This is a genomic window from Candidatus Dadabacteria bacterium (assembly GCA_009840385.1).
Taxonomy (GTDB): Bacteria; Desulfobacterota_D; UBA1144; order Nemesobacterales; family Nemesobacteraceae; genus Nemesobacter; species Nemesobacter australis.
In genome coordinates, this window is record VXNX01000006.1 from 1 (window position 1) to 26,016 (window position 26,016).

At 47.9% G+C, this 26,016-nt stretch carries 26 protein-coding genes; 21 read left to right on the forward strand and 5 right to left on the reverse strand.

All coding sequences use genetic code 11. The features are described from left to right. The first annotated feature begins 514 nt into the window (after window positions 1–514). Both F4X55_02515 and F4X55_02520 read left to right on the forward strand, forming a co-directional pair. Complete coding sequence (locus F4X55_02515) at window positions 515–1,813, forward strand: citrate synthase (GenBank protein ID MYC39873.1); 1,299 nt, start codon at window positions 515–517, stop codon at window positions 1,811–1,813. 410 nt (window positions 1,814–2,223) lie between these two features. Further along, window positions 2,224–3,666 (forward strand): amidohydrolase family protein, encoded by a 1,443-nt coding sequence (locus F4X55_02520; GenBank protein ID MYC39874.1) that lies wholly within the window; start codon window positions 2,224–2,226, stop codon window positions 3,664–3,666. A gap of 115 nt (window positions 3,667–3,781) precedes the next feature. On the opposite strand, the gene F4X55_02525 is transcribed toward F4X55_02520, so the two are convergent. Continuing rightward, on the reverse strand, window positions 3,782–4,126 hold the full coding sequence (locus F4X55_02525; protein ID MYC39875.1) for a hypothetical protein: 345 nt from the start codon (window positions 4,124–4,126) through the stop codon (window positions 3,782–3,784). Continuing rightward, complete coding sequence (locus tag F4X55_02530) at window positions 4,126–5,184, reverse strand: M42 family metallopeptidase (protein MYC39876.1); 1,059 nt, start codon at window positions 5,182–5,184, stop codon at window positions 4,126–4,128. Before F4X55_02530 ends, F4X55_02525 begins: the two co-directional genes overlap by 1 nt. A 196-nt stretch (window positions 5,185–5,380) precedes the next feature. Between F4X55_02530 and F4X55_02535 the strand changes: the two genes are divergently transcribed. Then, window positions 5,381–6,631, forward strand: a complete 1,251-nt coding sequence (locus F4X55_02535) for a replication-associated recombination protein A (protein MYC39877.1) — start codon at window positions 5,381–5,383, stop codon at window positions 6,629–6,631. A 5-nt stretch (window positions 6,632–6,636) separates the two neighbouring features. On the opposite strand, the gene gloA is transcribed toward F4X55_02535, so the two are convergent. Further along, window positions 6,637–7,020, reverse strand: coding sequence for a lactoylglutathione lyase (gene gloA, locus F4X55_02540; protein MYC39878.1), 384 nt, complete (start codon window positions 7,018–7,020; stop codon window positions 6,637–6,639). A gap of 234 nt (window positions 7,021–7,254) precedes the next feature. Here gloA and F4X55_02545 point away from each other — a divergent pair, with 234 nt between their 5' ends. The 17 genes from F4X55_02545 (at window position 7,255) to F4X55_02625 (ending at window position 21,982) form a co-directional block, all read left to right on the forward strand. Beyond that, on the forward strand, window positions 7,255–8,310 hold the full coding sequence (locus F4X55_02545; protein MYC39879.1) for an NAD-dependent epimerase/dehydratase family protein: 1,056 nt from the start codon (window positions 7,255–7,257) through the stop codon (window positions 8,308–8,310). Continuing rightward, entirely contained in the window at window positions 8,282–9,034 is a 753-nt protein-coding gene (locus F4X55_02550) for an ABC transporter ATP-binding protein (protein ID MYC39880.1), read from the forward strand. The genes F4X55_02545 and F4X55_02550 overlap by 29 nt, the downstream gene beginning before the upstream one ends. Further along, complete coding sequence (locus F4X55_02555) at window positions 8,986–9,729, forward strand: heme ABC transporter permease (protein MYC39881.1); 744 nt, start codon at window positions 8,986–8,988, stop codon at window positions 9,727–9,729. The genes F4X55_02550 and F4X55_02555 overlap by 49 nt, the downstream gene beginning before the upstream one ends. Further along, window positions 9,704–10,408: a cytochrome C assembly protein gene (locus F4X55_02560; GenBank protein ID MYC39882.1), complete on the forward strand. Its 705-nt coding sequence runs from the start codon at window positions 9,704–9,706 to the stop codon at window positions 10,406–10,408. The genes F4X55_02555 and F4X55_02560 overlap by 26 nt, the downstream gene beginning before the upstream one ends. 137 nt (window positions 10,409–10,545) lie before the next feature. Beyond that, on the forward strand, window positions 10,546–10,956 hold the full coding sequence (locus tag F4X55_02565; GenBank protein ID MYC39883.1) for a cytochrome c maturation protein CcmE: 411 nt from the start codon (window positions 10,546–10,548) through the stop codon (window positions 10,954–10,956). Window positions 10,957–10,958: 2 nt separating this feature from the next. Beyond that, window positions 10,959–12,917 (forward strand): heme lyase CcmF/NrfE family subunit, encoded by a 1,959-nt coding sequence (locus tag F4X55_02570; GenBank protein MYC39884.1) that lies wholly within the window; start codon window positions 10,959–10,961, stop codon window positions 12,915–12,917. Next, window positions 12,914–13,207: a hypothetical protein gene (locus F4X55_02575; protein MYC39885.1), complete on the forward strand. Its 294-nt coding sequence runs from the start codon at window positions 12,914–12,916 to the stop codon at window positions 13,205–13,207. The genes F4X55_02570 and F4X55_02575 overlap by 4 nt, the downstream gene beginning before the upstream one ends. A gap of 254 nt (window positions 13,208–13,461) precedes the next feature. Further along, the gene (locus F4X55_02580; protein MYC39886.1) at window positions 13,462–13,953 is read left to right on the forward strand and encodes a hypothetical protein; all 492 of its coding nucleotides are present in this window, start codon (window positions 13,462–13,464) and stop codon (window positions 13,951–13,953) included. A 48-nt stretch (window positions 13,954–14,001) separates the two neighbouring features. Then, window positions 14,002–14,331: an XRE family transcriptional regulator gene (locus F4X55_02585; protein ID MYC39887.1), complete on the forward strand. Its 330-nt coding sequence runs from the start codon at window positions 14,002–14,004 to the stop codon at window positions 14,329–14,331. Between the two features lie 78 nt (window positions 14,332–14,409). Beyond that, a complete protein-coding gene (locus F4X55_02590) occupies window positions 14,410–15,681 on the forward strand; it encodes a cytochrome c (GenBank protein ID MYC39888.1) in 1,272 nt (423 codons plus the stop codon). Window positions 15,682–15,849: 168 nt separating this feature from the next. Continuing rightward, window positions 15,850–17,019 (forward strand): hypothetical protein, encoded by a 1,170-nt coding sequence (locus tag F4X55_02595; protein ID MYC39889.1) that lies wholly within the window; start codon window positions 15,850–15,852, stop codon window positions 17,017–17,019. Window positions 17,020–17,420: 401 nt separating this feature from the next. Then, window positions 17,421–18,248, forward strand: a complete 828-nt coding sequence (locus F4X55_02600; GenBank protein MYC39890.1) for a hypothetical protein — start codon at window positions 17,421–17,423, stop codon at window positions 18,246–18,248. 101 nt (window positions 18,249–18,349) lie between these two features. Continuing rightward, window positions 18,350–19,525: an MFS transporter gene (locus F4X55_02605; GenBank protein MYC39891.1), complete on the forward strand. Its 1,176-nt coding sequence runs from the start codon at window positions 18,350–18,352 to the stop codon at window positions 19,523–19,525. Continuing rightward, window positions 19,522–19,914, forward strand: coding sequence for a PaaI family thioesterase (locus F4X55_02610; protein ID MYC39892.1), 393 nt, complete (start codon window positions 19,522–19,524; stop codon window positions 19,912–19,914). Before F4X55_02605 ends, F4X55_02610 begins: the two co-directional genes overlap by 4 nt. 176 nt (window positions 19,915–20,090) lie before the next feature. Continuing rightward, the gene (locus F4X55_02615) at window positions 20,091–20,786 is read left to right on the forward strand and encodes a hypothetical protein (GenBank protein ID MYC39893.1); all 696 of its coding nucleotides are present in this window, start codon (window positions 20,091–20,093) and stop codon (window positions 20,784–20,786) included. A gap of 6 nt (window positions 20,787–20,792) precedes the next feature. Next, window positions 20,793–21,512: a hypothetical protein gene (locus F4X55_02620; protein ID MYC39894.1), complete on the forward strand. Its 720-nt coding sequence runs from the start codon at window positions 20,793–20,795 to the stop codon at window positions 21,510–21,512. Between the two features lie 11 nt (window positions 21,513–21,523). Beyond that, entirely contained in the window at window positions 21,524–21,982 is a 459-nt protein-coding gene (locus F4X55_02625; protein ID MYC39895.1) for a hypothetical protein, read from the forward strand. 40 nt (window positions 21,983–22,022) lie between these two features. Here F4X55_02625 and F4X55_02630 read toward each other — a convergent pair whose 3' ends face one another. Both F4X55_02630 and cobA read right to left on the reverse strand, forming a co-directional pair. Continuing rightward, window positions 22,023–22,757: a 16S rRNA (uracil(1498)-N(3))-methyltransferase gene (locus tag F4X55_02630; GenBank protein MYC39896.1), complete on the reverse strand. Its 735-nt coding sequence runs from the start codon at window positions 22,755–22,757 to the stop codon at window positions 22,023–22,025. A gap of 18 nt (window positions 22,758–22,775) precedes the next feature. Further along, window positions 22,776–24,287 carry a uroporphyrinogen-III C-methyltransferase gene (gene cobA / locus F4X55_02635; GenBank protein MYC39897.1) on the reverse strand — a complete coding sequence of 504 codons (1,512 nt, stop codon included), beginning with the start codon at window positions 24,285–24,287 and terminating at the stop codon, window positions 22,776–22,778. A 472-nt stretch (window positions 24,288–24,759) separates the two neighbouring features. Here cobA and F4X55_02640 point away from each other — a divergent pair, with 472 nt between their 5' ends. Continuing rightward, complete coding sequence (locus F4X55_02640) at window positions 24,760–25,941, forward strand: hypothetical protein (GenBank protein MYC39898.1); 1,182 nt, start codon at window positions 24,760–24,762, stop codon at window positions 25,939–25,941. Window positions 25,942–26,016 lie beyond the last annotated feature (75 nt).

Here is a 26,016-nt window from a genome sequence, read left to right on the forward strand (position 1 = left end):
CTCGACGGAGGGCATATCGTATACTGCGTCTTCCCTGCAGAGTGGCATAAAACTATATCGGTTGCCACGGTTCTTTTTCTTGTAATAATGGGAGTGGGAACGGCGCCTCTGGTGGAGTTTGCGGATTATCTGGGCTTATGGATGCTGGGCAGTCTTCCTGAATGGCTTATGTTTGAGGGCTGGGTCGGCTGGCTTTTCTGGGCGATACTGCTTCTGCTGCTCGGAACGTCCCATCCGCCGACACTCTCAAGTGATACCGAGATCGGTTCGGGAAGAAAGAAGCTTGCTTTTCTCTCGTTGCTTATTTTCATTTCCTGTTTTACCCCTGTTCCAATCAGTATTGTAGAGTTTGGTTAAGCCGTTTTGCGTTTAGTTAAAAAATCTGTTACAATCACCTTGATCGGTTGGATTGAGGGTGAGGATTTGGGTGAAAACCAGGGTGGTTCACATGCGGGAATACGATTCAGCCGGTAACTTGATTTAAACAACTTCACTATTGCGAGGAGATTAGCAAATGGCGAAAAATACTTTGTCCGTGACGGACAACAGAACAGGTAAAACGTACGAACTGCCTATAGAAAACGACACCATAAAAGCCACTGACCTTCGCCAGATAAGGGTTAAGGACGAAGACTTTGGCATGATGAGTTACGACCCCGCTTTCGGGAATACCGCTTCGTGCAAAAGCAGGGTTACCTTCATTGACGGAGAAAAGGGAATCCTGAGATACAGGGGATACCCGATAGAAGAGCTGGCGAAAAAAAGCAACTTTCTCGAAGTCGCCTATCTCCTTATTCACGGTGAGTTGCCTAACAAATCGGAATACGATAGCTGGGTTCACGACATAACGCATCACACCTACGTGCATGAAAACATAAGGAAGCTCATGGATGGATTCCGCTACGACGCGCATCCGATGGGCATGCTTCTTGCGACCGTCGGGGCCCTTTCAACCTTCTATCCGGATGCAAAGGACATATTCGATACCGACGTGCAGAAAATTGAGATGAGAAGACTTATAGCGAAGACGCCGACCATAGCAGGATTCTCCTACAGGCATATCATGGGTCTTCCATACGTATACCCCGACAACGAACTCAGCTACGCCGGGAATTTCCTCTCAATGATGTTCAAGATGACCGAGGCCAAGTATGAGCCGAATCCGGCGATAGAAAAGGCTATAGATGTTCTCTTCATCCTCCATGCCGACCACGAGCAGAACTGCAGCGCAAGCGCGATGAGAAACGTCGCAAGCTCACATCCGGATCCTTACTCTGCGGCGGCCGCGGCGATTGCCGCCCTGTACGGTCCTCTTCACGGCGGAGCGAACGAGGCAGTGCTTGAAATGCTTGCCGACATAGGTTCAATTGACAAAATTCCGCAGTACATAGAAAGGGCCAAGAAAGGAGAATTCAGGCTCATGGGCTTCGGACACAGGGTGTACAAGGCTTACGACCCGAGAGCGGCGATAATAAAGGATATAGCCCACGACGTGTTTGAAGTCACCGGGAAGAATCCTCTGCTTGACATAGCTCTAGAGCTTGAAAGAATAGCCCTTGAAGACGACTATTTCGTAAGAAGAAGGCTTTATCCGAACGTTGACTTCTACTCTGGACTCATATACCAGAGCATAGGTCTTCCTACGAGCATGTTTACCGTCCTTTTTGCAATAGCGAGAATGGCCGGATGGCTTGCCCAGTGGCTTGAGCTGCTGAACGATCCAGAAACCAGGATTGCGAGGCCCAGGCAGGTTTATCTGGGGGAAGATAATAGAAAATACGTGGCGATGAGCAGAAGGCGCAAGAAGAAGTAGTTGACCAATCTTTGGAAATGCCTTCTGGGCGTTTCCTAGAACTTTTTCGAGTCGTCCCACACGAAGTTTGATTTCGCTGCAAGTGCGTTCTACTTTCTTTATCTCTTCTTTAGAGAGTGTGTTTCTGTAAAGGAAATTAGCGGAAAGTGGATAGGAGAGATGGGCAGAATTCCACCAATAAATTAACACACCCGCCGCATATCCGTCTAAAGCAAGGCATCCTTCGCGCTTAATCCAACCTTGGATTGCGGGGAGGGCTCATAAGGGATGGGACTGCACTTTCAACCGATGCCATGTTTGTCCGGTCGATTTCGTAATTCCAATTTCTTTCATGTCACAGATCTTGCCGGATCGAGTTGTTATCAAAAAGAGAAATTGGTAAAATAGCGCCTACTGGTTGTTCTCCATTGATGAAATACAGACAAATTAATCCCATTAAGCAAGAACCTGTGAAGGCAGTACTCGTAGCAATCCAGGTCTTGATTCTTTTTGCGCTTTCTGGATGTTCTTCCGTTAATCCGCAACGTTGCGACGTTTCTATCCGTCAATCTGATGAGACAATTATCATAGGGAATCTGATTAGAGATGCCAGCGGATCAGAATACGGTGCAATCCTCGTGCGCGACGGACACATTCTTGATATTGGCAAGATAAACGCCATAAAATCAAAAGCTCCCAATGCCTCGGTATTTGATTGCAGCAGTTCGTACATTTCGCCTGGCTTGATAAATCCGCACGAACACCCGGATTGGAGCGGAGGATTTCCGGACCCGATGACGCGTCCCGTGTATTCACACCGTGATCAATGGCGGGGCGTAGCCGGCCCGGAGTACTATAAGGTCGAGTTTGAGAGGGTTGAGGAAGATGTCCAGAAATTCTGGATAGAGCTCCGTCACCTTCTGTCCGGTACCACCACGATAGCCGGTTCAGGCGGCATTGAGGGACTCGTCAAAAATGCAGGTGGTCGCCCCGGAGACGAAGAAAGGTACTTCTATCTTGCTGAGATGGAGACGTTTCCCTACGGTTTTGACGCTACCGAGGAACTCAGCGGGTTTTCTTGCCCATTAGCACCAAACGAGTCCCGCGATCCCCGCAGCCATTTTCTTGAGTTTGAGGACAAACCGCCTTATGTACCACACATTGCGGAGGGAACAAACTGCACGGCGCAAATTGAAGGGAAGTTTTATCTGGATTACGTCTCAAAGAACCCGGAGCGGCGTTACTCCCTTATCCACGGAGTGGGATTGAGCCGGTCAGACATCGAGCGGCTAAAGGACCTCGACGTGACTCTTATCTGGTCGCCGAGGTCGAACGTGGTTCTTTACGGGACCACCGTGGATATTCCGAACGCGCTGCGGGCCGGCGCCCGAGTCGCGATCAGTACAGATTGGTCATACTCGGGTTCCTACAATCTTCTTGAGGAATTTCGCTGTGCTGACCATATTGACAACACACAATGGGATGATCATCTGTCGGAAAGCGACTACTGGCGTATGGCTACGGAGCACGCAGCGTACTCGCTGGACGTAGAGAAACTGACCGGCAAGCTGGAGCAAGGTCTCGCGGCGGATATTATGATATTCCGGAAGCGAACCAATGACCCGTTCGGCGACATGGTTTCATCAAAGGTATCGGATGTCATCGCGACGTTCGTTGACGGCGAACTTCTCAGTGGATATAGCGGTTCTTTCGACCTTTCCAAGCTTCCGACCCAATGCTCGCATCGTATCGGGCAGCATTTCATTTGCGTTGACTATGCCAAGGACTACTCCTTCAGTCATGAAGAACTGCTGATTTCCAACACGAATGCGGTTCCCCTGTTTTCGCTGGACAGGCAAGCGAGTTGTGAATGACCAATAGGAGCTATTGGCTCTTTAATCAGCTTTTTCAAAAAGGACTCACAACCCTGGGAATCCGGAATTCTTAAAAGTTACTTCAGGAAAAGGCGAAGCGAAGAAACACTCACGCCTAACTTGCTGAGAAGTGTTTTCCTATTATCGTGTTGTAATAGTAGTCAATCGTGTGCTCGACGTTGGTCATGAGGATTGAGATTGTCTCACTTTGGCCTTCGTCCGAGAGAAAAAAAGCTTTCCCGCCGTCTTCACGCGCCGCTTTCTCTTCAAGCATCTCCAGGAAGGAATCTTTGAAGGTTTTTCTGTCGTCCCGAAGGGCCGTCTCGAGCAGGGTTTCGTCCTGGAGATCGTATTTTTTCCTTTTTATTTCCTCGCGAAGCGCTGGGAGGAATTTTTCAAGATCAAGTTCGGGAAAATTTTCCCTGGTGATTTCTTCAAATACGCGGAGCAGTTCTTCCATTATTGCTGCTGAGCACCTTGGTGCTCATTTGATAGACTGAACTTCCCTATGTCCCTGAGCAGGCATGACACCAGATCTATTGTGTGGGAGATATCGTTTTTATAGGCAAGGGAACTCGGGCTGTGAAGATACCTTGTCGGGACCGACAGGACGGCCGCTCTGGTTCCCTTTCCGGTGACCTGCATGGCGGTCGCGTTTGTGCTGCCCGCTTTTTTTACCGTTACCTGGCAGGGGATTTCGTTTTTCTCGGCGAGTTCCTTTATAAAAAAGCTAAATGGCCTGTGTGCCACCAGATACCTGTCGGAAAGCCTGATCTCGGGTCCCTTGCCGATATTAGCAAAGGATTTGCTCTCCGAGACTCCCGGTATGTCCATTGCTACCGTGCCTTCAAGCGCGACGGCGAAGTCCGGCTCGTAAACCGGCGTTATAACCCGCGCCCCGCGAAGCCCGACTTCTTCCTGCACCGTAAAGGTGACTATGAGATCGCAGCCCGGATTCGGGGTCTTTCGAAGAGCCTCGATTATTACAAAAAGACCCATCCTGTCATCAAGGGCCTTGGAGATTACGGAGTCCTCCGTTTCTTCAAGCGTGGTGTCAAATGACACCACATCTCCTATTTTTACGAGATCAGTGACTTTGTCTACGCTGAGTCCAAGATCAATTGCGCAATCTTCGATCTCGGGAACCTCTTTGGCGCCTCCGCTGGCCCTAGTCACGTGGGGAGGAATCGCCGCCACCACACCTTTTAAGGGCTTTTTGCCCCATACCACGAGGCGCTGTCCGTAAAAAACCCTGGCGTCCATTCCCCCGAGCGGGGTCACTCTCAAGAACCCCCTGCTGTCTATATGGTGGACCATGAATCCCACCTCATCCATGTGGGCGTCAAGAACAAGAGTGGTACCGTCTCCCGGGATACGGGCAATTACGTTTCCCAAAACGTCTTCGGTGACATCTTTTGAGTATTTTCCTATCTCCTCAAGCAGAATCGCCTTCACCTTGCCCTCATCCCCGGGTATTCCGGGAGTGTCGCACAGCTTCTTTAGAAGTTCTATATCCATGATGGGCTGATTATAACCAAACGGCCTTCTTTTCCAAAACCGGTGATAGGAGGCGGAAGTTCTTCTGATTGATTTCTAAGCCTTTAAGCTCTAATCTTTATAGAAAGTGAGAATTTGAAGACAGGAGACGGACTTGAACCCTGATGACCCCGGTCTTTTCAGACCTCAAAAAAAATCTCTTCCTCTTCCCGAGAGAATGAGGCCCGAGAGCATAGAACAGATGGTAGGCCAGGAGCATCTGATAGGGCCAGATGGGCTTGTGACAAAAACGCTTGAGGCCGGGGGAGCGCATTCCATGATATTCTGGGGTCCCCCGGGAACGGGCAAAACGACTCTTTCAAGACTTATCGCGGGCAGAGCAGGCACCAGATTCGTGCAGATAAACGCAATTTCCTCCGGAGTAAAGGAACTTAGGGATATTGTCGCAGCCGCGAAAGACGCTCTTTACTCCGGGCGCAAGACCGTACTTTTCATCGATGAGATACACAGATTCAACAAGGCACAGCAGGCGGCGCTTCTAAAAAGCGTCGAGGAAGGGGTTCTGATACTTATAGGGGCTACCACCGAGAACCCTTCGTTTGAGGTCATAAGTCCTCTTCTTTCCCGCTGCCAGGTTTATGTTCTTAACCCGCTTTCCGCGCAGGAGCTTGATCACATACTCGAAAAAGTTTTCTCCGGGGACGAACTTCTTGCAGGCACCAGCATTTCGGTCGAGGCTCGAGCCGAACTCATAGCGCTTTGCGGCGGAGACGCCAGGGTTATGCTAAACGCCCTCGAGATTGGTTCTTCTCTTCTTCGTTCAAAGGAACTTTCTGAGATTGATACCGATCTGGTAAAGGAAATTTTCCAGAGAACTGGCCTTCTGTACGACAGGGCGGGAGAGGAGCACTACAATACGATTTCCGCTTTCATAAAAAGCGTGAGGGGAAGTGACCCCGACGCGGCGGTCTACTATCTGGCGAGAATGCTCGAGGCGGGAGAGGATCCGAAGTTCATCGCTAGGCGTCTTGTGATACTTGCTTCAGAGGACATTGGAAACGCCGAGCCCTACGCGCTTACCTTGGCGACCGACTGTTTCACGGCGGTCAATTACGTGGGGATGCCTGAGAGCAGCATAATTCTCTCCCAGGTCACCACTTATCTTGCCAGCTGTCCCAAGAGTAACGCCGCGTACAAGGCTATAAGGCGGGCGGAAAAAGACGTAAGAAAGAATCCCGGCCTGCAGGTTCCTCTTCACCTGAGAAACGCTCCCACTGAACTCATGAAGGATCTCGGCTACAAAAAGGGCTACAAGTACGCCCACGACTACGAAGATCATTTCGTCGAGGACGATTTTCTTCCCGAGGAGATAAAAGACAGCGTTTACTACGAGCCCACGGACAAGGGAAGGGAGGCGAATCTCAAGAAGTATCTGGATGCCAGGTGGAAAAAGAGAAAAAATGATTGAGGAAATCAGTTCTTTCTCTGTATAAGCTCGATTTTATACGAATCGGGATCCTCGACGAAAGCTATCACGGTGGTTCCGTGTTTCATGGGCCCCGGGGCTCTGGTTACCCGCCCACCGGCCTGTTCTATCTTCTCGCACGTCGCGTATATGTCCTCTACCCCGAACGCCATGTGGCCGTAACCCTCTCCAAGATCGTATTGGGATGTGTCCCAGTTATGCGTGAGTTCAAGGAAAGGTTCCGTGTCGCCGCCGTAACCCAGAAAAGCAAGCGTGAAACGGCCTTCCGGGTAATCGGTTTTCCTGTGAAACTTAAGACCAATGACATCGGTGTAGAAAGCGATTGACTTCTCAAGGTCGCCGACCCTTATCATTGTGTGAAGATATTTCATTTATCTGACCCAGTCATTTGTTCGATTTTGCTCATTAATTATTATACTGTGTGGCTCCGTAAGCGGTAAAGAGGCTGGAGAGGTGTGAGATGACCGAAAAGAAAGTAAAAAAACCGAAGACCAGAAAACCTGTTTCCAAGAAACCCGGCAAGGTTATTCCTTCGAAAAAAGACGTCGAGGCGAAAAAAAGGTTCAGGAAAACGGACTGGGAAAAAGAAATCAAGAAATAGTCTTATGGGAACTTCCGGAAACTTAAAAGCGGGGATAACCGGGGCAACGGGTTTTATTGGCACCAAGCTCGCCGAAAAACTCACAAGCGAGGGTTTTTCAATAAAATGCCTCGTAAGGGAAACAAGCGACACTTCGAAATTGTCCTCTCTGGGAGTGGAGCTTGCTCAGGGGGACCTTTGCGATTCCGAGTCGCTTAGGTTTTTTCCCGAAGGGTGCGATTACGTTTTCCATCTTGCCTCAAAGGTTTCTGACTGGGGACCGAGGGATGATTTCTTCAGGCAGAACGTTGAGGCTACGGAGACGCTTCTTAATTCCTCGCGCGAGGCCGGGGTAAAAAGGTTTATCTACATGAGTTCCTCCACCGTGATCTGGAACGCTTCTTTTCTGGGAACGGTCAACCTCGAGGAGATAGATGAGACCTATCCCTATCCGAAAAGCCATCATAATTTCTATAATGAAACCAAGGCTTTATCCGAAAAACTTGTGAAAGAATATAATGGACGAGGTGGTTTGGAAACCGTCATATTAAGACCGTCAAACGTCTGGGGAGCTGGCGACACGGTCATACTTCCGAGAATAGCCGATGCCTGCCTTAAGGGACTTCTGGTTAACATGGGTTTTAACAGGAAAATCGTTTCTCCGTGCCATGTGCTTAACCTTGTTCACGCCACGGTGCTCTCCGCGATGTCTTCTGCCGGGGCGGGGAACATATACTTTGTAAACGACGGGGCGCGGATTGATAACCGCCGTTTTGTCTCCGACCAGCTCGCATCAATAGGAATTGAATGGAAGCAGGGGATCACCATACCTTATACCCTCGGGTACGCGGTCGCGTTTTTTCTTGAGAAAATCTTCGAACTCAAGAGATCGGAGACCCCGCCCGTGCTTACCCGTTTTGGTGTTTCCGCTCTTTCGAAAAGCAGGACCTACAGCATAGAAAAAGCCAGAAGGGATCTGGGGTATGAGCCGGTATGCGGCTATGAGGAGGGAATGGCGGGACTTTCGGAGTGGATTTCAGAGATAGGCGGTCATGAAAAACTGCTTGGAAGAGGAAAGTGACATGCGGCGCGATGCCTGCGAGATAGAAACCAAGGGGCTGGAGAAACAGTTCGGGTTCTTCCCGGTTCTGAGGGGGATTGATCTTGCCGTCGGCGAAGGCGAATTCCTCACGATTTTCGGTCCCAACGGCGCCGGCAAGTCCACATTGCTCTCCATTCTCGCAACATTCATAACGCCCGGTGGCGGAGAGGCCCTTGTAGCGGGTTTTGACGTTTCCAGGGAAAAGCAGCGAATAAGAAAACTGATAGGATTCATTTCTCATAACACGATGCTTTATGAAAACCTTACCGCCCGGGAGAACCTGGAGTTCATAGGGGCTTTCTATGACGTTGCGGACCTTGGGGAGAGATGTTCCGATATTCTTCAGAGGGTAGGTCTCTACGCCAAGAAGGACGCGCTTGTAAGCACGCTTTCTTTCGGAACCCGCCAGCGTCTCGCTATCGCCAGGACGCTTCTTCACGACCCTCGGATACTTTTTCTTGACGAACCGTACAGCGGGCTTGATTACGGCGGAGCCGCCATTCTTACCTCAATCCTGGGTTCTGCGAAGACGGACAAAACTGTAGTTATGACGACCCATAATATATACGAGGGACTTTCGCTGTGCGATAAAGTCGCGATTCTTGACCACGGGGAGCTGGTTTACGCCTCCGCGCAGAAGCCCGGTCGCGATGAATTCCAGGATATCTATATGTCTTGCGTCGAAAGCGGGAGCGGACAGTGAGCAAGATACTTCTTATATTCAGAAAGGATCTTCTGGTGGAGTGGCGTTCAAAGCAGATATTCCCCACCATGTTTGTATTCTCGCTTCTGCTTCTTCTGGTTTTTAATGTCGCTTTTGAATTCCGCTCGGATGTTAATTTCCGGACGGTCTCGGCCGTGGTATGGATAACCTTTATTTTTTCTGGGCTCCTGGCTCTTGGAAGATCTTTTTCGCTTGAAAAGGAAAATAACGCCTTTGCGTTTCTGCTTCTTACCCCTGTAAGCAGAAGCTACATATATCTTGGAAAGCTGCTTTCAAACGTGGTTATGGTTTTGCTCTCGGAACTTTTCATACTCCCGCTTTTCTTTCTGTTTTTCCTCTTCGACGCAAAGGGGATCTCGCTCTCCCTGACAGGTGCGATACTTCCTTTTTTGGGGGTTACGGTTCTTGGAACTATAGGCTTTGTGTCGCTTGGCACTTTTTTTTCCTCGATGGCTCTTAATACCAAGCTTCGCGACATGATGCTTCCCCTGCTGGTCTTTCCGCTCATAATACCCGTTGTGATAACTTCGGTCGGAATATGCTCTTCAATACTGGAGGGAAGACCCTTCGGTTATTACGCTTTTTCTTTGCAGGTACTGGTTTCCTTCGATATAATCTTCGTCCTTTTATGCTCTCTTTTGTTCGAGTATCTTATTGAGGATAGCGGGGACTGACCCGTTTTCTTTTAAAAAAATGCGAAAAATATTGTTCTTTCTGACATTTGCTCTCATGGTTCTTGCTACCTGGATGACGCTTTTTTACGCGCCTACGGAGGTTGTTATGGGCCATGTGCAGAGAATTTTCTATTTCCACATGGGTACGGTCTGGGCCGCTACGGTGGCGTTTACGGTAGTTTTCGTGGCTAGCATCTGCTATCTGGTGAAGGAGACGGCGAAATGGGATACTCTCGCTTACTGCTCGGCCGAGATAGGCATGCTGCTTCTTACCCTCACGATTATCACCGGGAGCATATGGGCAAAGCCGGTCTGGGGAACTTGGTGGACGTGGGACCCGCAGCTAACGACCACATTTATCCTCTGGGTTCTCTACGCTGTCTATCTGGTTTTGCGCTCCGGCGCCGGCGGGCGCGGAAAAAAGGCCAGGTACTCGGCCATATTCGCCATAATTGCCTACGTGGACCTTCCAGTGGTTTATGTCTCGGCCCGTATAAAAAGAGGCATATCGCCCGTGGTCTTCGGACCGGGGGGAGGTGGCATAGATCCCGCCATGATGCACACTCTTTTGGTCACCCTGTTGGGATTTACGCTTCTTTTCATTTTACTCCTCGGTGAGAGAACAAGGATAATGAACATGGAAAATCAGCTTTACGCCCGGGGCGGGCGAGGGGGGTAGTCTGCGATGGAATATTTCCTCTGGTCAAGCGTAGTGGTCTGGGGCTCTCTTATCGCCTATGTGCTCTACCTGCATGCGAAGTCGGCTTCGGTAAGGAAAAAGCTGCTCTCGGGCGGTGACGGCCTTGGAGGTGAAGGTTGAAGAGTAAGCTCAAATTCATTTTGCCTCTTTTGGTGATAGTTTCTTTGATTTCCTGGCTTGTCTTCGCGGGGGTGAAGGATTCCATGGTCTACTACATAACGGTTGACGAACTGCTGGAGGACGTCCCGGACATCTACGGGCAAAAGGTAAGGGTTTCTGGAACCGTGGTTCACGGTTCAATAAAAAACGAGCTTGACGACTCGCTTCGGTTTACCATAGCGGACGGCAGGGGTAAAATCGACGTTGAGTATGACGGTATAATTCCCGATATATTCACAGACGGGGTTGAGGCGGTCGTTGAGGGCAAGTTCTCCACAGATAATGTCTTTATGGCGGACCTGTTGCTTGCAAAGTGCCCCACCAAGTATGAATCCGAAGAAGCCCCTTACCAGAGAAAAGAAGGTTAACAATGGCTGATCTCGGAAGTATAGCCATACTTCTCTCTTTTTTTATCACCATCTACAGCCTTGTTGCCTGCGCCGTTGCCGCGAAAACGGGGAGCCGCGCATTCGCTCAAAGTGGCGGAAACGGTCTTGTCTCGGTTGCCTTCCTTCTCTTAGTAGCGGTATGCTGCCTTGTCTATGAACTTGTGACGCTTGATTTTTCACTGAGGTACGTAGCGCTAAACACGAGCACCGACCTCCCGGTGATATACAGGGTGACGGCTCTTTGGGCAGGCCAAGCGGGCTCCTTGCTTCTCTGGAGTTTTATCCTTTCCCTGTATGCGGCTTTCGTGGTGCTCAGAAGCAGAAAAAAGGGAGGGAACCCTTACGTAAACGCCGTTTTATGCGTTGTTTCGCTTTTCTTTCTTTTTCTCATAGCCTACGTGGAGGATCCCTTCGAAAAACTGGGCGTAGCGGTTGCGGAAGGGAGGGGGCTTAACCCGATTCTTCAGAACGGATACATGGCGATTCATCCGATTACTCTCTATGTGGGATACGTGGGTATTACGGTGCCTTTTGCCTTCGGCATAGCCGCTTTGCTCAGCGGACGCCTGGGGGACGAGTGGATAAGGAACTGCAGAAAATACGCCCTTTTTTCCTGGATGTTTCTCTCAGCGGGACTTCTTCTTGGAGCGAGATGGGCCTATCTTGAACTCGGCTGGGGAGGGTACTGGGCATGGGACCCGGTTGAGAACGCCGCGTTTATGCCTTGGCTTGCGGGAACTGCGTTTCTTCACTCCGTCATGATTCAGGAAAGAAAGGCGATGCTTAAGAAATGGAACATGATCCTGCTTATAATCACTTTTTTTCTCTCCATATTCGGTACTTTCATAACCAGAAGCGGCATAGTGTCCTCGGTTCATTCGTTTGCCCGTTCAGACATAGGCCCGCTCTTTTTAGGCTTCATGGTTTTCATACTGCTTTTTTCCTTTGCTCTTCTCGCCTACAGGTCAAAAGAGCTCGGGAGCGAGGAGGAATTCGATTCCCCACTCTCAAGAGAGAGCGCCTTTCTGTTTAATAACCTTCTTTTTCTCGCGGCGGCGTTCTCCGTGTTCCTGGGAACCATTTTCCCCGTACTCTCAGAGGCTTTCACCGGGAAGAAAATCCTGGTTGGCCCTCCTTATTTTAACGCGGTAGGGGTGCCCATAGGGCTTGTTCTTATCCTGTTGATGGGAATAGGCCCGCTTATATCGTGGAAAAAGGCCTCGACGGCAAACCTGAAGAGAAATTTTGTTTTTCCCGCAGTGGTTTTTCTGGTAGTTCTCCTGGCACTTGTTGTCTTCGGGATGAGGGAACCGGTGGCGCTTTTGAGTTTCGCGCTCTGCGGGTTTGTCGCCTCGACAGTGTTTTTGGAATATTTCAGGGGTATAAAGGTACGCAGCAGCAGGGGAGAAAACCCGGTTTCTGCTTTTTTTAACCTTATCTCGAGAAATCGAAGACGTTATGGCGGATATATCGTTCATCTGGGGGTGGTGCTTCTGGTAGCGGGAATCACGGCTTCCTCGCTGTTTGTTACTCAGAAGGAGGTTGTTCTTGGAAAAGGGGATTCTTTTTCTCTCGGGAGATACGATCTGGTTTTCCGCGGAGTGCACTATTTCTCAAACGACGCCAAGGACGGATTTTCAGCGGAACTCTCGATCGAGAACGACGGTAAAAGCGTCGCGACCATGTATCCCGAAAAAAACATCTACAAATACGAGGGAAACAGAGAGATAAACCAGGAGACCGAGGTCGCGCTCCGCTCAACTTTCAGAGATGATCTTTATCTCATACTCTCGGAGGTCGATGGAAGCGGAAAGGTAAACGTAAGGGCTCTTCTTAGCCCGATGGTGAACTGGATATGGGCTGGAGGCTTTGTTATCGTCCTGGGAGCGATTGTAACCATGTGGCCTGAGGGGCGGAGAAAAAGGGAGTTTAGCGCGTGAGTGAATACATAATTTCTCTTCTGCTTGTGGTGCTGGTCTCGGTTTTTACCATTTACCCTCTTTTTCTCGGTCGCAGGAGAGAGAATCGGGATGTGGATAGTCCAGAGGTTAATCGGCTCGAGCAGCTTTACGAGAAAAGGGATCTTTATTACTCCTCCATAAGGGATATAGAACTTGACCGGGATATGGGGAAGCTCAGTGAACAGGACTACACCGAACTTGTCTCAAGGTACAAGGAGAAAGCGGCGGCTGTTACAAAGCGGATCTCGGAACTCCAATCGATATCGTAAGTCCATCCGGGAAATTGGTCTCAAATTAAGGAAGCTCTGATTAAGTATCAATTGTTGCAAGGGGTATAATATTAGAAAAAGCACTGGAGGGTAAGAGCAATGAATCAGACGAGTCTCTCCGAACTGGAATACATCAACAGAAAGAAAAGATGGGATGCTAGAAACTCTAATTGAAAGGTATTTTGAGAATATCGAAAATTACATACCTCGAGAGCGGGTTAGAGACTGGCGTCAGTTGGAAACAAGTGTAAGAAATGCCTGATTCGATAAGCAAAAGTCTGAGAGGAAACGCTAGTCAATTTTTTGTTGCTGGGGAACTGTGTCGAAGGGGTTTGGTCGCAGTTGTAACATTGGGCAACACCCCCAACACAGACATCCTATGTAGTAATGTTGACGGAACAAAATTTGCTCATATCCAAGTAAAAACCTTTCTTCCTGGCAATCGAACTTGCTCTGTAGGCAAAAAAGCAGAAATCAATTACGGAAAAAATTTCGTGTGGGTTCTTTGCGGAATGCCCAATGCTAATGACGATAAGGGTTTCGAATTTTTCATTATTCCCTCGAAGATAATGGCAGAACAAGTTTCGGAAGCACACCGACTTTGGTTAGAGGGTAAGACTTCAAAAGGAAAAAGACGAAGAGATAGTAATGTGAGAACTGTCCATATCCCTCCCCGTAAAAATTATGCTGGTTGGTCGATTGAGGAGTTTCGAAACCGATGGGATATAATTGAAGAATTACTTTAAAAATCCATCGACGCAACTACAAAAACACATATGACGGAGGTTAGATCAATGGAGACGGAGGAAACGAGGGTCGAACGTGGCAGCGACAATATATTCGTAGACTTGGGTCACCCAGAACCTGAGGTCCATTTGCTAAAAGCGGAACTTGTAACCCGCATTGACAGAATTATTCGCCGTCGCAAATTAAAGCAGGTCGAGGCAGCGAAGTTGCTTGGGTTATCTCAACCTGATGTCTCGCGTCTTCTGCGAGGAGATTTTCGGGATTACTCCGTGGAGAGGCTCCTACACCTCTTGACGGCACTGGGGCGGGATGTAGAAATCATCATTCGAGAATCCCGTTCGCAGCGACAAGGAAGGCTCAGTATTGGAGCATTATAGATGCAACTGGTGCCAACGGAGTTATGACCACCTATTTCATATTAAGACAACTTAAAACGGCGAGCAGATAAAACGACCATGAAAAAAGCGTTTATATGCGGCCTTTACATTTTTTTTCTTCTTTTTTTCTTTTCTTTTCAGTTGTTCCCAACTTATTCACGAGCGCAATCCCTTGGAGAGGAAATTTTCATACAAGGGAAATGCGCAAGATGCCATACGCTTGGAAGGGGTAGGTTCGTGGGCCCCGACCTTCTGGGTGTAGGGGATAAGTACTCAAGGGATGATCTGATCAGATGGGCCAAGGACCCGGAAAGCATCTACGCGGAGAGAAAGAAAAAACCGATAAACGAAGGTTATCCTCCGATGCCGCCTATGAATCTTTCAGAAAGCGATGCCCAGAAGGTTGCCGATTACCTCCTGGGTTACGCGCATCCCCCCGACCTTTCGGAAAGCGGGATGATAACGGGGCAGGTAAGGAACGTCACAACGCAGAAACCGCAAGAGGGTCAGGATGTCGTTTTGATTTCATACATGGGGGACAGGCCCGAAGATCGGCACTTCGCCAAATCGGATTCGCTGGGCGGATTCTCTTTTCCCTCGCTGCGGTGGGACAGAAGCTATGAGATCATGCTTTTTCACCAGGGAGTCCAGTACGTTTCGGGAAAGATGGTTTTTCTTCCGGGAGAGGACGAAATCACCCTCGATCTCCCTGTCTACGACACCACAAGCTCGGATGAGAACATCTTTCTGCTGTCGTTAAACGTGATTATCTACCCGGATGACGAGGGCGCCAAGGTGAATGTAACCTCCCTTCATGCCTTTGAGAACTCGGGCAATACCGTTTTTACCGGAGAGCAGACAGAATTGGATACTACGACGCTTGTCTTTCCGATTCCCGAGGAGGCGGTGGACGTTACTTTTTCAGACAGTGTTAATCCGGAGGCCGTCGTAAGGAAAGAAAAAAAGCTTTACAGCAGACTTCCTTTTCTTCCGGGGATGAAAAGGGTTGCTCTTGGTTATTCTCTCCCTCTTTCGCAAATCGGGGGGAAGTTCTCGATAGGTTTTGACTATGAAGTCGGTGAACTTGCGGTATTTGTAAGAAAAACGGAACTCGGAATCCGGATAAAACGGCCCGGGGCGGTTGCAGAAGAGATCATGATTCACGACGAGGCGTTTTTGAAATACGTCCTGTCTGACGTAAAAACCGGCAGCATAGTTGTAGCCGTTTCCAATACTTCCTTTCTTAAAGGCAACCTCGGCAGATATCTGCCCGTGGCACTCTTCTTTGTCTTTGCCGCCGTGGGAGCCATGTATTTTTTCTGCCGGGAAAACAGATCTTCAAGTATATAATTACGAAACAATTACCTCAGGACTGTTTAATTAGAAGTGGAGAACTATTCAGCTATGTAGGGGTATTTGATTTTGAGTTAAGTCTTGGTTATCTTCGCTACCTTAATTGATACTGTAATAATTTAATGAGTACTGCGGCATACGGTACACACTAGGGTTAGTGCCACTATGAATGACGATTTCAAAGAGTATATAGATGCATTACGCCACCGGCTTGAAGAGCTTTCGACTCCGGCGAAAATCTTAGAAGAGAATTCCGGGATCCGTCAGATAGTTGAACAAGCCAATCGTAACCAAGAGCTTATTCGGACGGTTTTTAGCCCTATTCAAGAGCTGCGCCAAAGCGGCTTCTTTAATGCGACGGTACTGCCTGATTTTGAAACTCAGCGCATACTGAACACTGTAGCGACTATCGAGAGGCGATTTTGTCTACCAGAAATTGCCGAAGTACCGAAACTATTTCTCGAGTTTGAAAATAGCGGTTTAACGAATGTGATAAAGCGTTACCAAAGACAGACATCTGAACTCCAGCGAGCTATGGAATGCATGCGTACTCCTTGGTTTGATGTTGAGAACAGGTTGGATTCAATTGCTGGTTTTGTAAAGTTGCAGAATATAGGCCAAGTTTTAAGGACAATGCCGACTTTTGATCAGGTTCCGACTGATGTGCTACGGGAAAGATTAGGCGATTGGAGAGACAAGATTAGCTGGCCTGATGATATCTTTACCGATCCATTTGCTCGCTCTTCATTCTATGTGGAGCGTGGGCTAGATTCAACTCTGACCGCATTTTTGCCCGAAGCGTTCGAAGAAAGCATCTCAATCGCCGGACTTAATGAACCGCTACAATTAGTCCAAGACTACGATTTCCAGTTAGAAGTGGAAACATACGAGGAAGAACTCGCTTTTAAGCGTACCAACGCGGCCCACAACCGATTCCAACGCTTCGAGACCCAGCTACGTAAATTCATTGATGAAAAGATGAAAGCAGAATTCGGTGACAACTGGAGCAGGCATCAGATGCATGGTGAGGTGCGCAAGCAGTGGGTCGAAAAGCAGGAAAAGGCAAGAGACACTGGGGAAGCTGAAAAACCTTTGATCTCCTATGCCGACTTCACCGATTATGAGCCGATTATAACAAGGAAGGATAATTGGAACCGAGTCTTCAAATCGGTATTCAAACGAAAGACCTCCGTGCAAGAATCCTTCCAGCGACTTTACCCAATTCGTATTTGCACGATGCATAGTCGGCCCATCACTCAGGATGATGAACTTTATCTCTGCGCCGAGACAACACGGATTTTAAATGCCATTGAAGTGTTATCTGAATCTCGATAAGCAATCGTATTATCGTAATTATATGTCTGAAATGTGTTAATGTTGGCTCGGCTTGCGGTGTTCAGAAACCTTCTAACAAGGGAGCACTGAAGCTATAGAACCCTGCTTTTGGTTCTTCGCAGCATCTAATTCTCGAATGATAATGCAATGAATCGCCCATTTTCTCAAAGGAGAGTATCTTGTAAGAGGGATATTTAGCCCCACCTCAAGCATAGCTGGTAGCGGCTACTTTCTTTTCTAATTTGAATCCAAGCAGCTTTGTATTGGATTCACTATTGATATTGTTTTAGCAGCTTTTATGTCCCCTTTTGGAAGGAATAGATATGGCAATTACCCATGTAGCTAGCCAAAATGAAAATTAGAGAAATTACACACGTAAATAAAAATAAGGATTAACGAGAATGAACATAGAAGATAAGTTTATTCAGCAGTACATTCCAAATAACCGAATATGGCAAGAGTTGATACTAACAGGACTTTCGCCAAATTCACATGGTCAGTGCGAAGCAATTAAACGAATGATCGCACTAATCCTTTCACAGTCACAGCACCTTAACTCTAACGCCTTAAAAAAAGCTGAAGAGATTATGTCGATGGAAACTTGGCTCTGGTCAGGAGAAAAAATTGAAGAAGCTCTTTCAATTCCACTTAAGAGTCCTTGTGGCAAGCATGTTTCTCTGCATGAAAATGTAGGAATAGGTTTCCATTTGTTCAGAAGAACAAACAACCAAGGAAAGCAGATTGCTGATCTATATGCAGACACAAAGGATGGTAGTGGTCCTGTATTGCCATGGGCAATAATAATAGAGAAACAATCCGTAAAGTGTTTTCACCAGAATGAAGACGGTACAGTAGGCACTTTTATAATTCCGCAAGATGACGAATTATTTTTAACTGCCGCCAAAATGTCGTGTTTCCTGAATCAGAAACTGGTTAATGTAGAGAGAGTTAAGGCTGCACCTAGGCATGAGAGAAAGAGGTGGGGCATGGACACCCCCGAGAGCAAAAGTGAGATCAATGTGGTGACGTGGCGAAATGTTAAGCATGAATCTAATAGATCAGAGACTAAAAAAGAGTGGGATAAACATTGGTTTGTTAAAGGACATATTCGTTGGCAACCATACCCAAGTGAAGGGGTTTCCATGCCTATTTGGATTGATACTCACGTACGTGGGAACATAAACGCCCCACTACATAATAAAGACAGAATAAACGTAGTGATCAAATAGCCATATACTATTTGGCTAGTTATAGAGGTGATTACCATAGATATAATTCCAAAAAGTAAAAAAAATTTTCCGACTAGAAAAGCCTGTTTTTTCTCTGAAAAATGAGCGACACGCAGAAAAATCCGCCACCCTTACTTAACAGAAGCTTTGTCCTCGTGACCTTTCTCGGGTGTCTTTACTTCTTTAACTTTCATTCGTTTCTCCTTCTGCCCATTAGAATTTCTGATCTGGGGGGGACTGAGAAGATCGTGGGGTTCGTTATGGGCATCGCGGGGCTCAGCACCCTTTTTCTTACTCCTTACGCGGGTCACATAACCGACAGGTACGGGAAGAAGCTGTTTGTGCTGCTGGGGTTCGCATTGCTCGCCGCCTCGACGTTTCCGCTGGCTTTCTTAGACAGGGTCGATTACCTCTACTACGTTATCAGGATAGTTCACGGCTGCTCTTTCTCCCTTTTCTTTGTCGCGGCGGGGGCACTTACGGTTGATGTCTCAAGCGAGCAGAGAAGGGCTCAGGCGCTCGGCATATACGGTGTCTTCACTATAATAAACTACGCTATTGCCCCTTATGTAGGTTCCATTCTGATAAAGAATTTCGGTTTTGATTTTTTTATTTTTTTCCTCACCGCTACGGCACTTTTGGGTTTTTTAGCCTCCTTTATGATCCGGGAGGGAAAGAAAGTGCCAGTGCCAAAAGACGGGGGACGAAGCTATGTGGACTGTCTTCGGGACAAAGCTACATTTGTGTCCTCCGCAACGCTCTTTATATGCGGGGCGGCGTTTATAACAACGTTTAACTTCGTCTCCATCTTCTCTCTTTCAATAAACATAGAGAACTTTCACGTTTATTTTCTTTCTTACACCCTTTCTGTGCTTGCGATCAGGTTGTTTCTCGGCTGGGTTCCGGACAGGTACGGGAAGTGGAAAATTGCTTCTCCCTTTGTTTTCTTCCTGGGATTGAGTGTTTTCATGCTGAGTTTTGTGCACGAGGTAAAACTGCTTGTTCTCTGCGGAATCATATTCGGCTGCGCGCACGGATTTGTGTATCCTTCAATATATTCAATCATAATAGAATCGAATCCGAAGGAGGCTAGGGCAAAGGCTTTTGCCATAAGCAGCGTCTCGTTCACGGGCGGCGGAATGTTAGGGTCTTTTGTTTTCGGAGTCGTCGCGGAGTTCTTCGGATTCAGGACGATGTTTGTTTCAATAGCGCTTATGGTATTTCTAAGTTTCTTATTTTTCACCCGAAGTTCAGTCTTAAAGGAGCGCGAAATATGAGCACGAAGCCCATAAGACTTCCCTCAGGTCACCCGGAGATCTTCGACACGATGAAAATAGAGATCCTGCGCATGGAAAACGGAGAGTCAGAGCTCTCCATGCCGTTTCTTGAGGAATATACGCAGCACTACGGAATGCTCCACGGCGGTGCCATTTTCACGCTGGCGGATGCGGCCTGCGGAGTTGCGGTTGCCAGTGTCGCAAAAGAGGGGAAAAAGTTTCTTACGTCTGGAATGAATATAAATTATCTGGAACCAATCAGGGAAGGCATTACGATTTGTCGTGCCAAAGTGCTCAGACAGGGAAGAATAATGCCTGTTGAGAGCGAGGTCTGGAATTCGGGTGTTTGCGCGGCGAAAGCCAGCGCCATTTATACTCTGGTTGATTGATTCTTCTTCCTTAACTTCGATGAAATACAAAAGAAATAAAGTTGTCAAAAAAACAGGACGAAAAATTCAAAAACCGTTCGATTTAACTTGCTTGCTGCACATTCATTGCTATCTTGTTGCTTGATTTGCCAATGATAGGGATAATAATTACACCCATATAGTTAGAGATTAGTGAAATGAAAGTTAGTGTAACCAGATCTGATGCGCACTACGAAGTGGCCTTTCATCGTCCGGCCTTCAGCCGTATTGCATCGTTTTCACAGATTGTAGAACCAATTTACGACGCATTCAGTGCGGAAGTACAGATTCCTCCAGACGCGATAAAGCTAGAAAACGGAAACACTATCGCCACTGCCGGCGTCACTCTCACCTTGTTTTCTGGGTTCAGCTTGTTTGAAGCGAGGCTAGATGGATACAAAGCACGCTTTCTTGACCTTCAATCATCGGAAGCTATTGATCAGGCCAAACGATACGCTAAGCTCTTTGAATCCGCTGTATGCGGATTCTTGGCTGATGGGATACCTGCATATTGGAGACTCATCATTCCCTCTTGGCTGACGGTTGACGGAGGTATGGACGCGGCCGAAGGGCTCATTAGAGGTCTTACTTGGCTTCCTGAGTCTCACGACCCGTTTGAAATAGGTTCGACCAAGGTAAGTTCACAAGTCAGGTTCGACTGTTTCAATACAGAAGACCTGTGGACCGTCAGGGTTACTGTGGACAAGTCGGCAATGCCGGATACGCATTTATTCTTAGAGATTTCCAGTGAGTACGTGCATGGTTCTCCTTTTAACACCCTTGATAAGCAAGCCGAACATCTTTCCATTGTATGGAACTCTGTTGTCAGTAAACTGGGTTTAGAGGGGGATTAAAGTTAGATGTTGAATGCTTCTCCAAATTTTCCGTTGGCGTCTCCTGCATTACAACATGCAGTGACCGACGATCGCCAACAGTTGTGGGTCGATCCACAATTTGATCCCCTTAAGAATTTCAACTCGGCCCGATATTTCGAAAGCAATTGCCCTTCTGCACCTTTGCAGATAGTAACAATCACTGGTTCATACAACTTTGATTATGACAAAAGTGATTTTGTACAAACATCTGGCAATCGATACGGTCGCAAACCAGCTGAGAGACAGTTTAGCCTGCGTATTCTATCTTCTCGCACGCTGCCCAGCCGTTTCGCTGAGGCGACCATGCCTCTTGTCGGCTTTGGACCAGCTGCTCCGGTGGCTACCACTGCGGCGTGGTTGGAAGCATCGTTAGATGAGTTGGAGGAGTGTTCCGCCTCCGCACTTGATGAAGGTTTAGAGGAGCCTTCGGAACTTGGATTGACGAAGGCTAAGAAGTTGTTAGAGACAGTCTCTAATCGCGTAACGGACCAGCCGGACATATACCTGATGGACGAGGGTAGCATAGCAATTGATTTTCGGAATCCTGGAAGCAAGAGTGGTGTTCTGTTCTTGATCGAACAAGATGGTTCTGGAGCGCTTTTCCACCGTACTAAAAACTCTAAAGGTCGGCTTCGGGTTCATGATGCGGCAGATTTGCTCCAGGAAGGTGGTTTTCTGGAACTCGAGAGGGTGGGCATTCGGTAGTGAACAAACAGTTGGGTGAGGAAATACCGGATTCCATAGCGAAAGAGGACAGACTCGGAAGGGAAGAGAGGTCGCAAAAAAACGCCAAGCGCTCTTTCGGCAGACTGAAAAGAGAAGGTGAGGCAAGGGCACCTGTCTCAAGATTTAATCCGCCCAAAGACAGCAATGAAATTTCAGTTAACCGAATGGATTTTGTCCCCGAAGCCACAATGGCAGAGTTGGGTATGCGGAATGCGAGTTCATCCGGGAAGTTGTTTTGGGGTTGGTATATTCTAACCGCCGGCGACGTACAGGGAGTTGGCTGTAGTGTAAAGCCGTCCCCCTCAGATGACAATCCTTATCATGCGGATATCCTAATCCCGGTAGCATTAGATGCCGAAGAAAGGCGAGATGAAGTTATCGAGTATGCAAGAGACTTAGCATATCACGCTACGTTTCTCCCTTGGGGTGAGTGGACCAAGACTGCTTAACCGGCCATATTTGCCCAATGTTTGTTACGTGATAACAAGCTTAGATATCCCCGTAGCGGGACTGCAAAAGCGCTAGGCTTACCACTGAAGCCGTTTCCGCCCTCAGTATTCTTTCTCCAAGCCCGAGTACCGTATAGCCTTTTTCTTTTGCCAGGGTAATTTCCTGTTCCGAAAAACCTCCCTCGGGGCCTATGAAGAGATTTATCGTTCTTACGGATTTCTCGTGGGAACCCATGTAATCTCTGAGCAGTTCGCTTTGGTTTTCGTAAAGTACTATCTTCATCTCGCTTTCGTTTCTTATTTCAAGGGACCTTTGAAAATCAACCGGTTTTGAAACCGCAGGCGGCACGGTTCTTCCGCACTGCTTTGTCGATTCCCGAGCTATTTTGTTCCATCTGTCCACCTTTGCGGTTGACCTTACCTGGGTCCTTTCGGAAACTAACGGGAAAATTCCCGATACGCCGAGTTGCGTTGCCTGACTTATTATCCCGTCCATCTTGTTTCCCTTGAGAATCGCTTGGAAGAGATTCAGTTCCAGTCCAGGTTCTGTCTGCAACAGGCGGGTGCTGTAAACCTGGAGGGCGATGGTTCCAGGGGAGAGGTCCGTTATTGTGCCTTCATACTCGGTGGATTCAGCATCAAAGACGGTTATGCGGTCCCCAGCTCCTAGTCTAAGCACTTTCGTTATATGCGTGTAGTCGCTCTCGGATATTTTTCCGCGAAGGGTTCTGTCATCTTCTGTGGATGGCTCTTTTCTGATCGGAAATCTCGGCATTTCAAGGTACCTGCCTTCTTATGAGAGATAAAAGTCCAGGATTTTTTCTTTAAGGCTACGGGTCGTATGGATGTCAGCGGTTACCACCGGGGTAAAACCGTGGCCGAGTAGCGTCGCGGCCGTTACGGGTCCTATGCAGGCAAACCCGGTCTTGTCGAAAAGCTCTGGATCTTCTCCAAAAAGCGAAAAGAAATTTGTTACGGTTGAGGAACTTGTGAACGTTACAAGGTCTATCTCTGCACTGGAGAATTTCATTTTTATCAGGTCAAGCTCCTGCTTTGCGTGGTCGGGAACAAGCGTTTCATAAACGCAGAGCACTTCTACTTCGGCTCCCATTCCCTGTAGCGTGTCCGGGAGAAGCTCTCTTGCCACAAGCGCTCTCGGGATAAGTATTTTTTTGCCGTCGAGATTAAGCTTTTCGGCAAGCGAGATTATTCCTTCGGCGGTATAGACTCTGGGCATGTAATCCACTGAGAGGTTGTACTTTAGAAGTTCCTCAGAAGTTTTTTCCCCTATGGCTATTATCTTTTTGCCTTTAAGTTCCCGCGAGTCCTTTCCATGGGAAGCGAGCACATCGAAATAGTTGCTTACTCCGTTCACACTCGTGAACACGAGGAAATCATAGTCTGCGAGATTCTGTACCGAAAGTTTCTGCTCTCTGGTATTTCTTACGGGCTTTATTTCGATTGTGGGAAATTCGATGGTTTTTGCCCCGCAGGAGCCTAGAAGTTCCGCGAACTCGGATGATGCTTCCTTCTCCCTAGTTACCATTATGGTCTTTCCGAAAAGCGGCTTTTTTTCATACCATCCTATCGCTTCTGCGAGCGAGGCCACCTCTCCGACCACTATGGTTGCCGGAGTCTGGACGTCAAGAACTCTGGTTTTTTCCGCTATGTCGGAAATGGTCCCCACGACAGATTTCTGTTCGGGTAGCGTGCCACAGGATATAACGGCAACGGGGGTAGACGCTTCCTTTCCCAGCCCAAGCAGTTTTTTCATTATGCTCTCGAGTTTGCTCAGTCCCATGAGGAACACCATCGTTTCGATCTCAGCCGGATCGTAGTCAGAATCCTCTCCTTGGTGGTGCCCGGTAAAGACTGCGAAAGACGAATTGTAACGCCTGTGAGTAATGGGAATTCCCCCGTAAGCCGGCACCGCGGTAACGGAGCTTACTCCCGGCACAATCTCGATATCGATACCGTTTTTGACGACCTCCTCAACCTCCTCTCCTCCCCTTCCGAAAACGAACGGATCTCCTCCCTTCAGCCTTGCCACAGTTTTTCCCTCTTTTGCCCTGTTTACGAGGAGTTTGTTTATCTCTTCCTGGGATATATGAGCCTGTCCGATTGTCTTGCCGGCAAAGACAAGTTCCGCATCAGGACGGCAGAACTTAAGAATCTGCGGGTTTACAAGTGAATCGTAGATTACCACCTGTGCTTTCCCGAGCAGTTCCTTTCCCCTGAGGGTAAGAAGGCCCGCGTCGCCAGGCCCCGCGCCGATCAGATAAACCCTGCCTTTTTTTTCGCTCATGGAACTGTGGATTGCTGGGGAGAGATCTTGGAGAAATTCACCTGTCCGTTTCTTTATATATTAAACCGCGAAGCGGAAAACGGTGCCGCGACGCTGTTTTCCGGCTATCTTTCAACCCAAATATATTATTTCTCATGGGTTGGCTCCTGTAAAATCAAGGGAAATTTATTTTGAGAGATGCCGATTAATTTTTGCTTTTGCCGGATAAAGCAGTTTCTTTCAGTCTTTCTTCAACTAGTAAAAATTTACTGAAGCCATGATAGGAGAAATGGACCCCAAAAGCAGATTGTCTTATGCCTTCCTTCCGTGCTATAATTTTAATCGCTAGCAGTTGGAACAGTCCGCTTGTCGGGCTTTCCGTTAAATAAAACACCCCTCTGGGGGAAATAGGCGGAGCGTCTGAAACTGTTCTGACTGCTAGCAGAGCCCGACGCCTACGTGTGTCGGAGATCAGAAAATTCAGGAGGACGTTATGAGGGTTGTTCCGTCTTTTTTCGTAGTTTTGTTTTTTGTCGTTGGTTGCGGAGGTGGTGGTGGAAATGAAACTCCAAGTGACCGACACCCCACAGCCCGAACTGCGGTGGGTCAATTTAAAGATGCCAACGTTGCAGGACTGAGCTATGTCTCAGGAGGGCAGAGTGGAGTTACCGATTCAGAGGGAAGCTTTACCTACGAAGTTGGAGAAAGTGTTGTGTTCTCGGTCGGAGGTGTAACATTAGGAGAAACCGAAGGAAAGTCGGTTGTTACCCCAGTAGATTTAGTTGAGCGAGGCAGTTCAAGTTCTGAGCCTGTGCTGAACACTGTGCGTTTTCTCATATCTCTGGATGAAGACAATGACCTTTCTAACGGTATAAACATCCCTGAAGAGGTTCGTGAGCTCGCGCTACAATGGACTTTTATACAGATTCTTTCCGATAGTTTGGATTTCGAGCAACAACTGGAGAGAATGAGATCCGATTTACAAGAAAGATTTAGTAGATATGAATCGTACGAAATCCCGGGAAATGCGACCGCAAGGAACCATTTGGAAAGTACTCTTCGGTGTTCCTATTCGGGTGCATACACCGGAACATACGGGGGTACTGATCAAGGTAATTTCGGAGTTTTGATTGACGCACGTAGTGGAAGTGCGTCCGGTATTGCTTACAGCACTCAATATGATAATTACATCACACTTACAGGCACAAGATCCATCAGCTATGATCAGAATGTCGTATTCGCAAGTGGAGATACAGATGAAGGAACAGAATTCAATGGCCAGTTTACTTCTGTGAACACGGTTCAAGGTCGGTGGGGGCATCCACTTGACTCAAGTATCGGTGGCAGTTTCTCCGGCAGGAGAATCGGTGGTGATCAATATGCGGTATACCGTGGTACCGGAACTTGGCGAACTGATAGTTTTGACGAGTACGGAGTCTTCACTTTTGACATTAATGATTCGGGCAGGATAACAGGACTCGCATATAACATTGCTTATGATATATCTGGAAATCTTAATGGATCACTTTCGGGAACCAACATATCAGCTACTACAAGCGATGGGACAAGGGTTACCGGAACGCTAGACCGAGAAACTGGTGTCCTAAGAGGTAGGTTCGATGACTCGGCAGGGTTCTCGGGCACATTTGAAGGAAGCGGATGCCAGCTCAACTAGAAACAATCGATGAGGCAATCTAAGACCTTTAGTGCTCTGAAAGGTGAGCTTCTACAGGCTCTTTCAGAAGTTCCC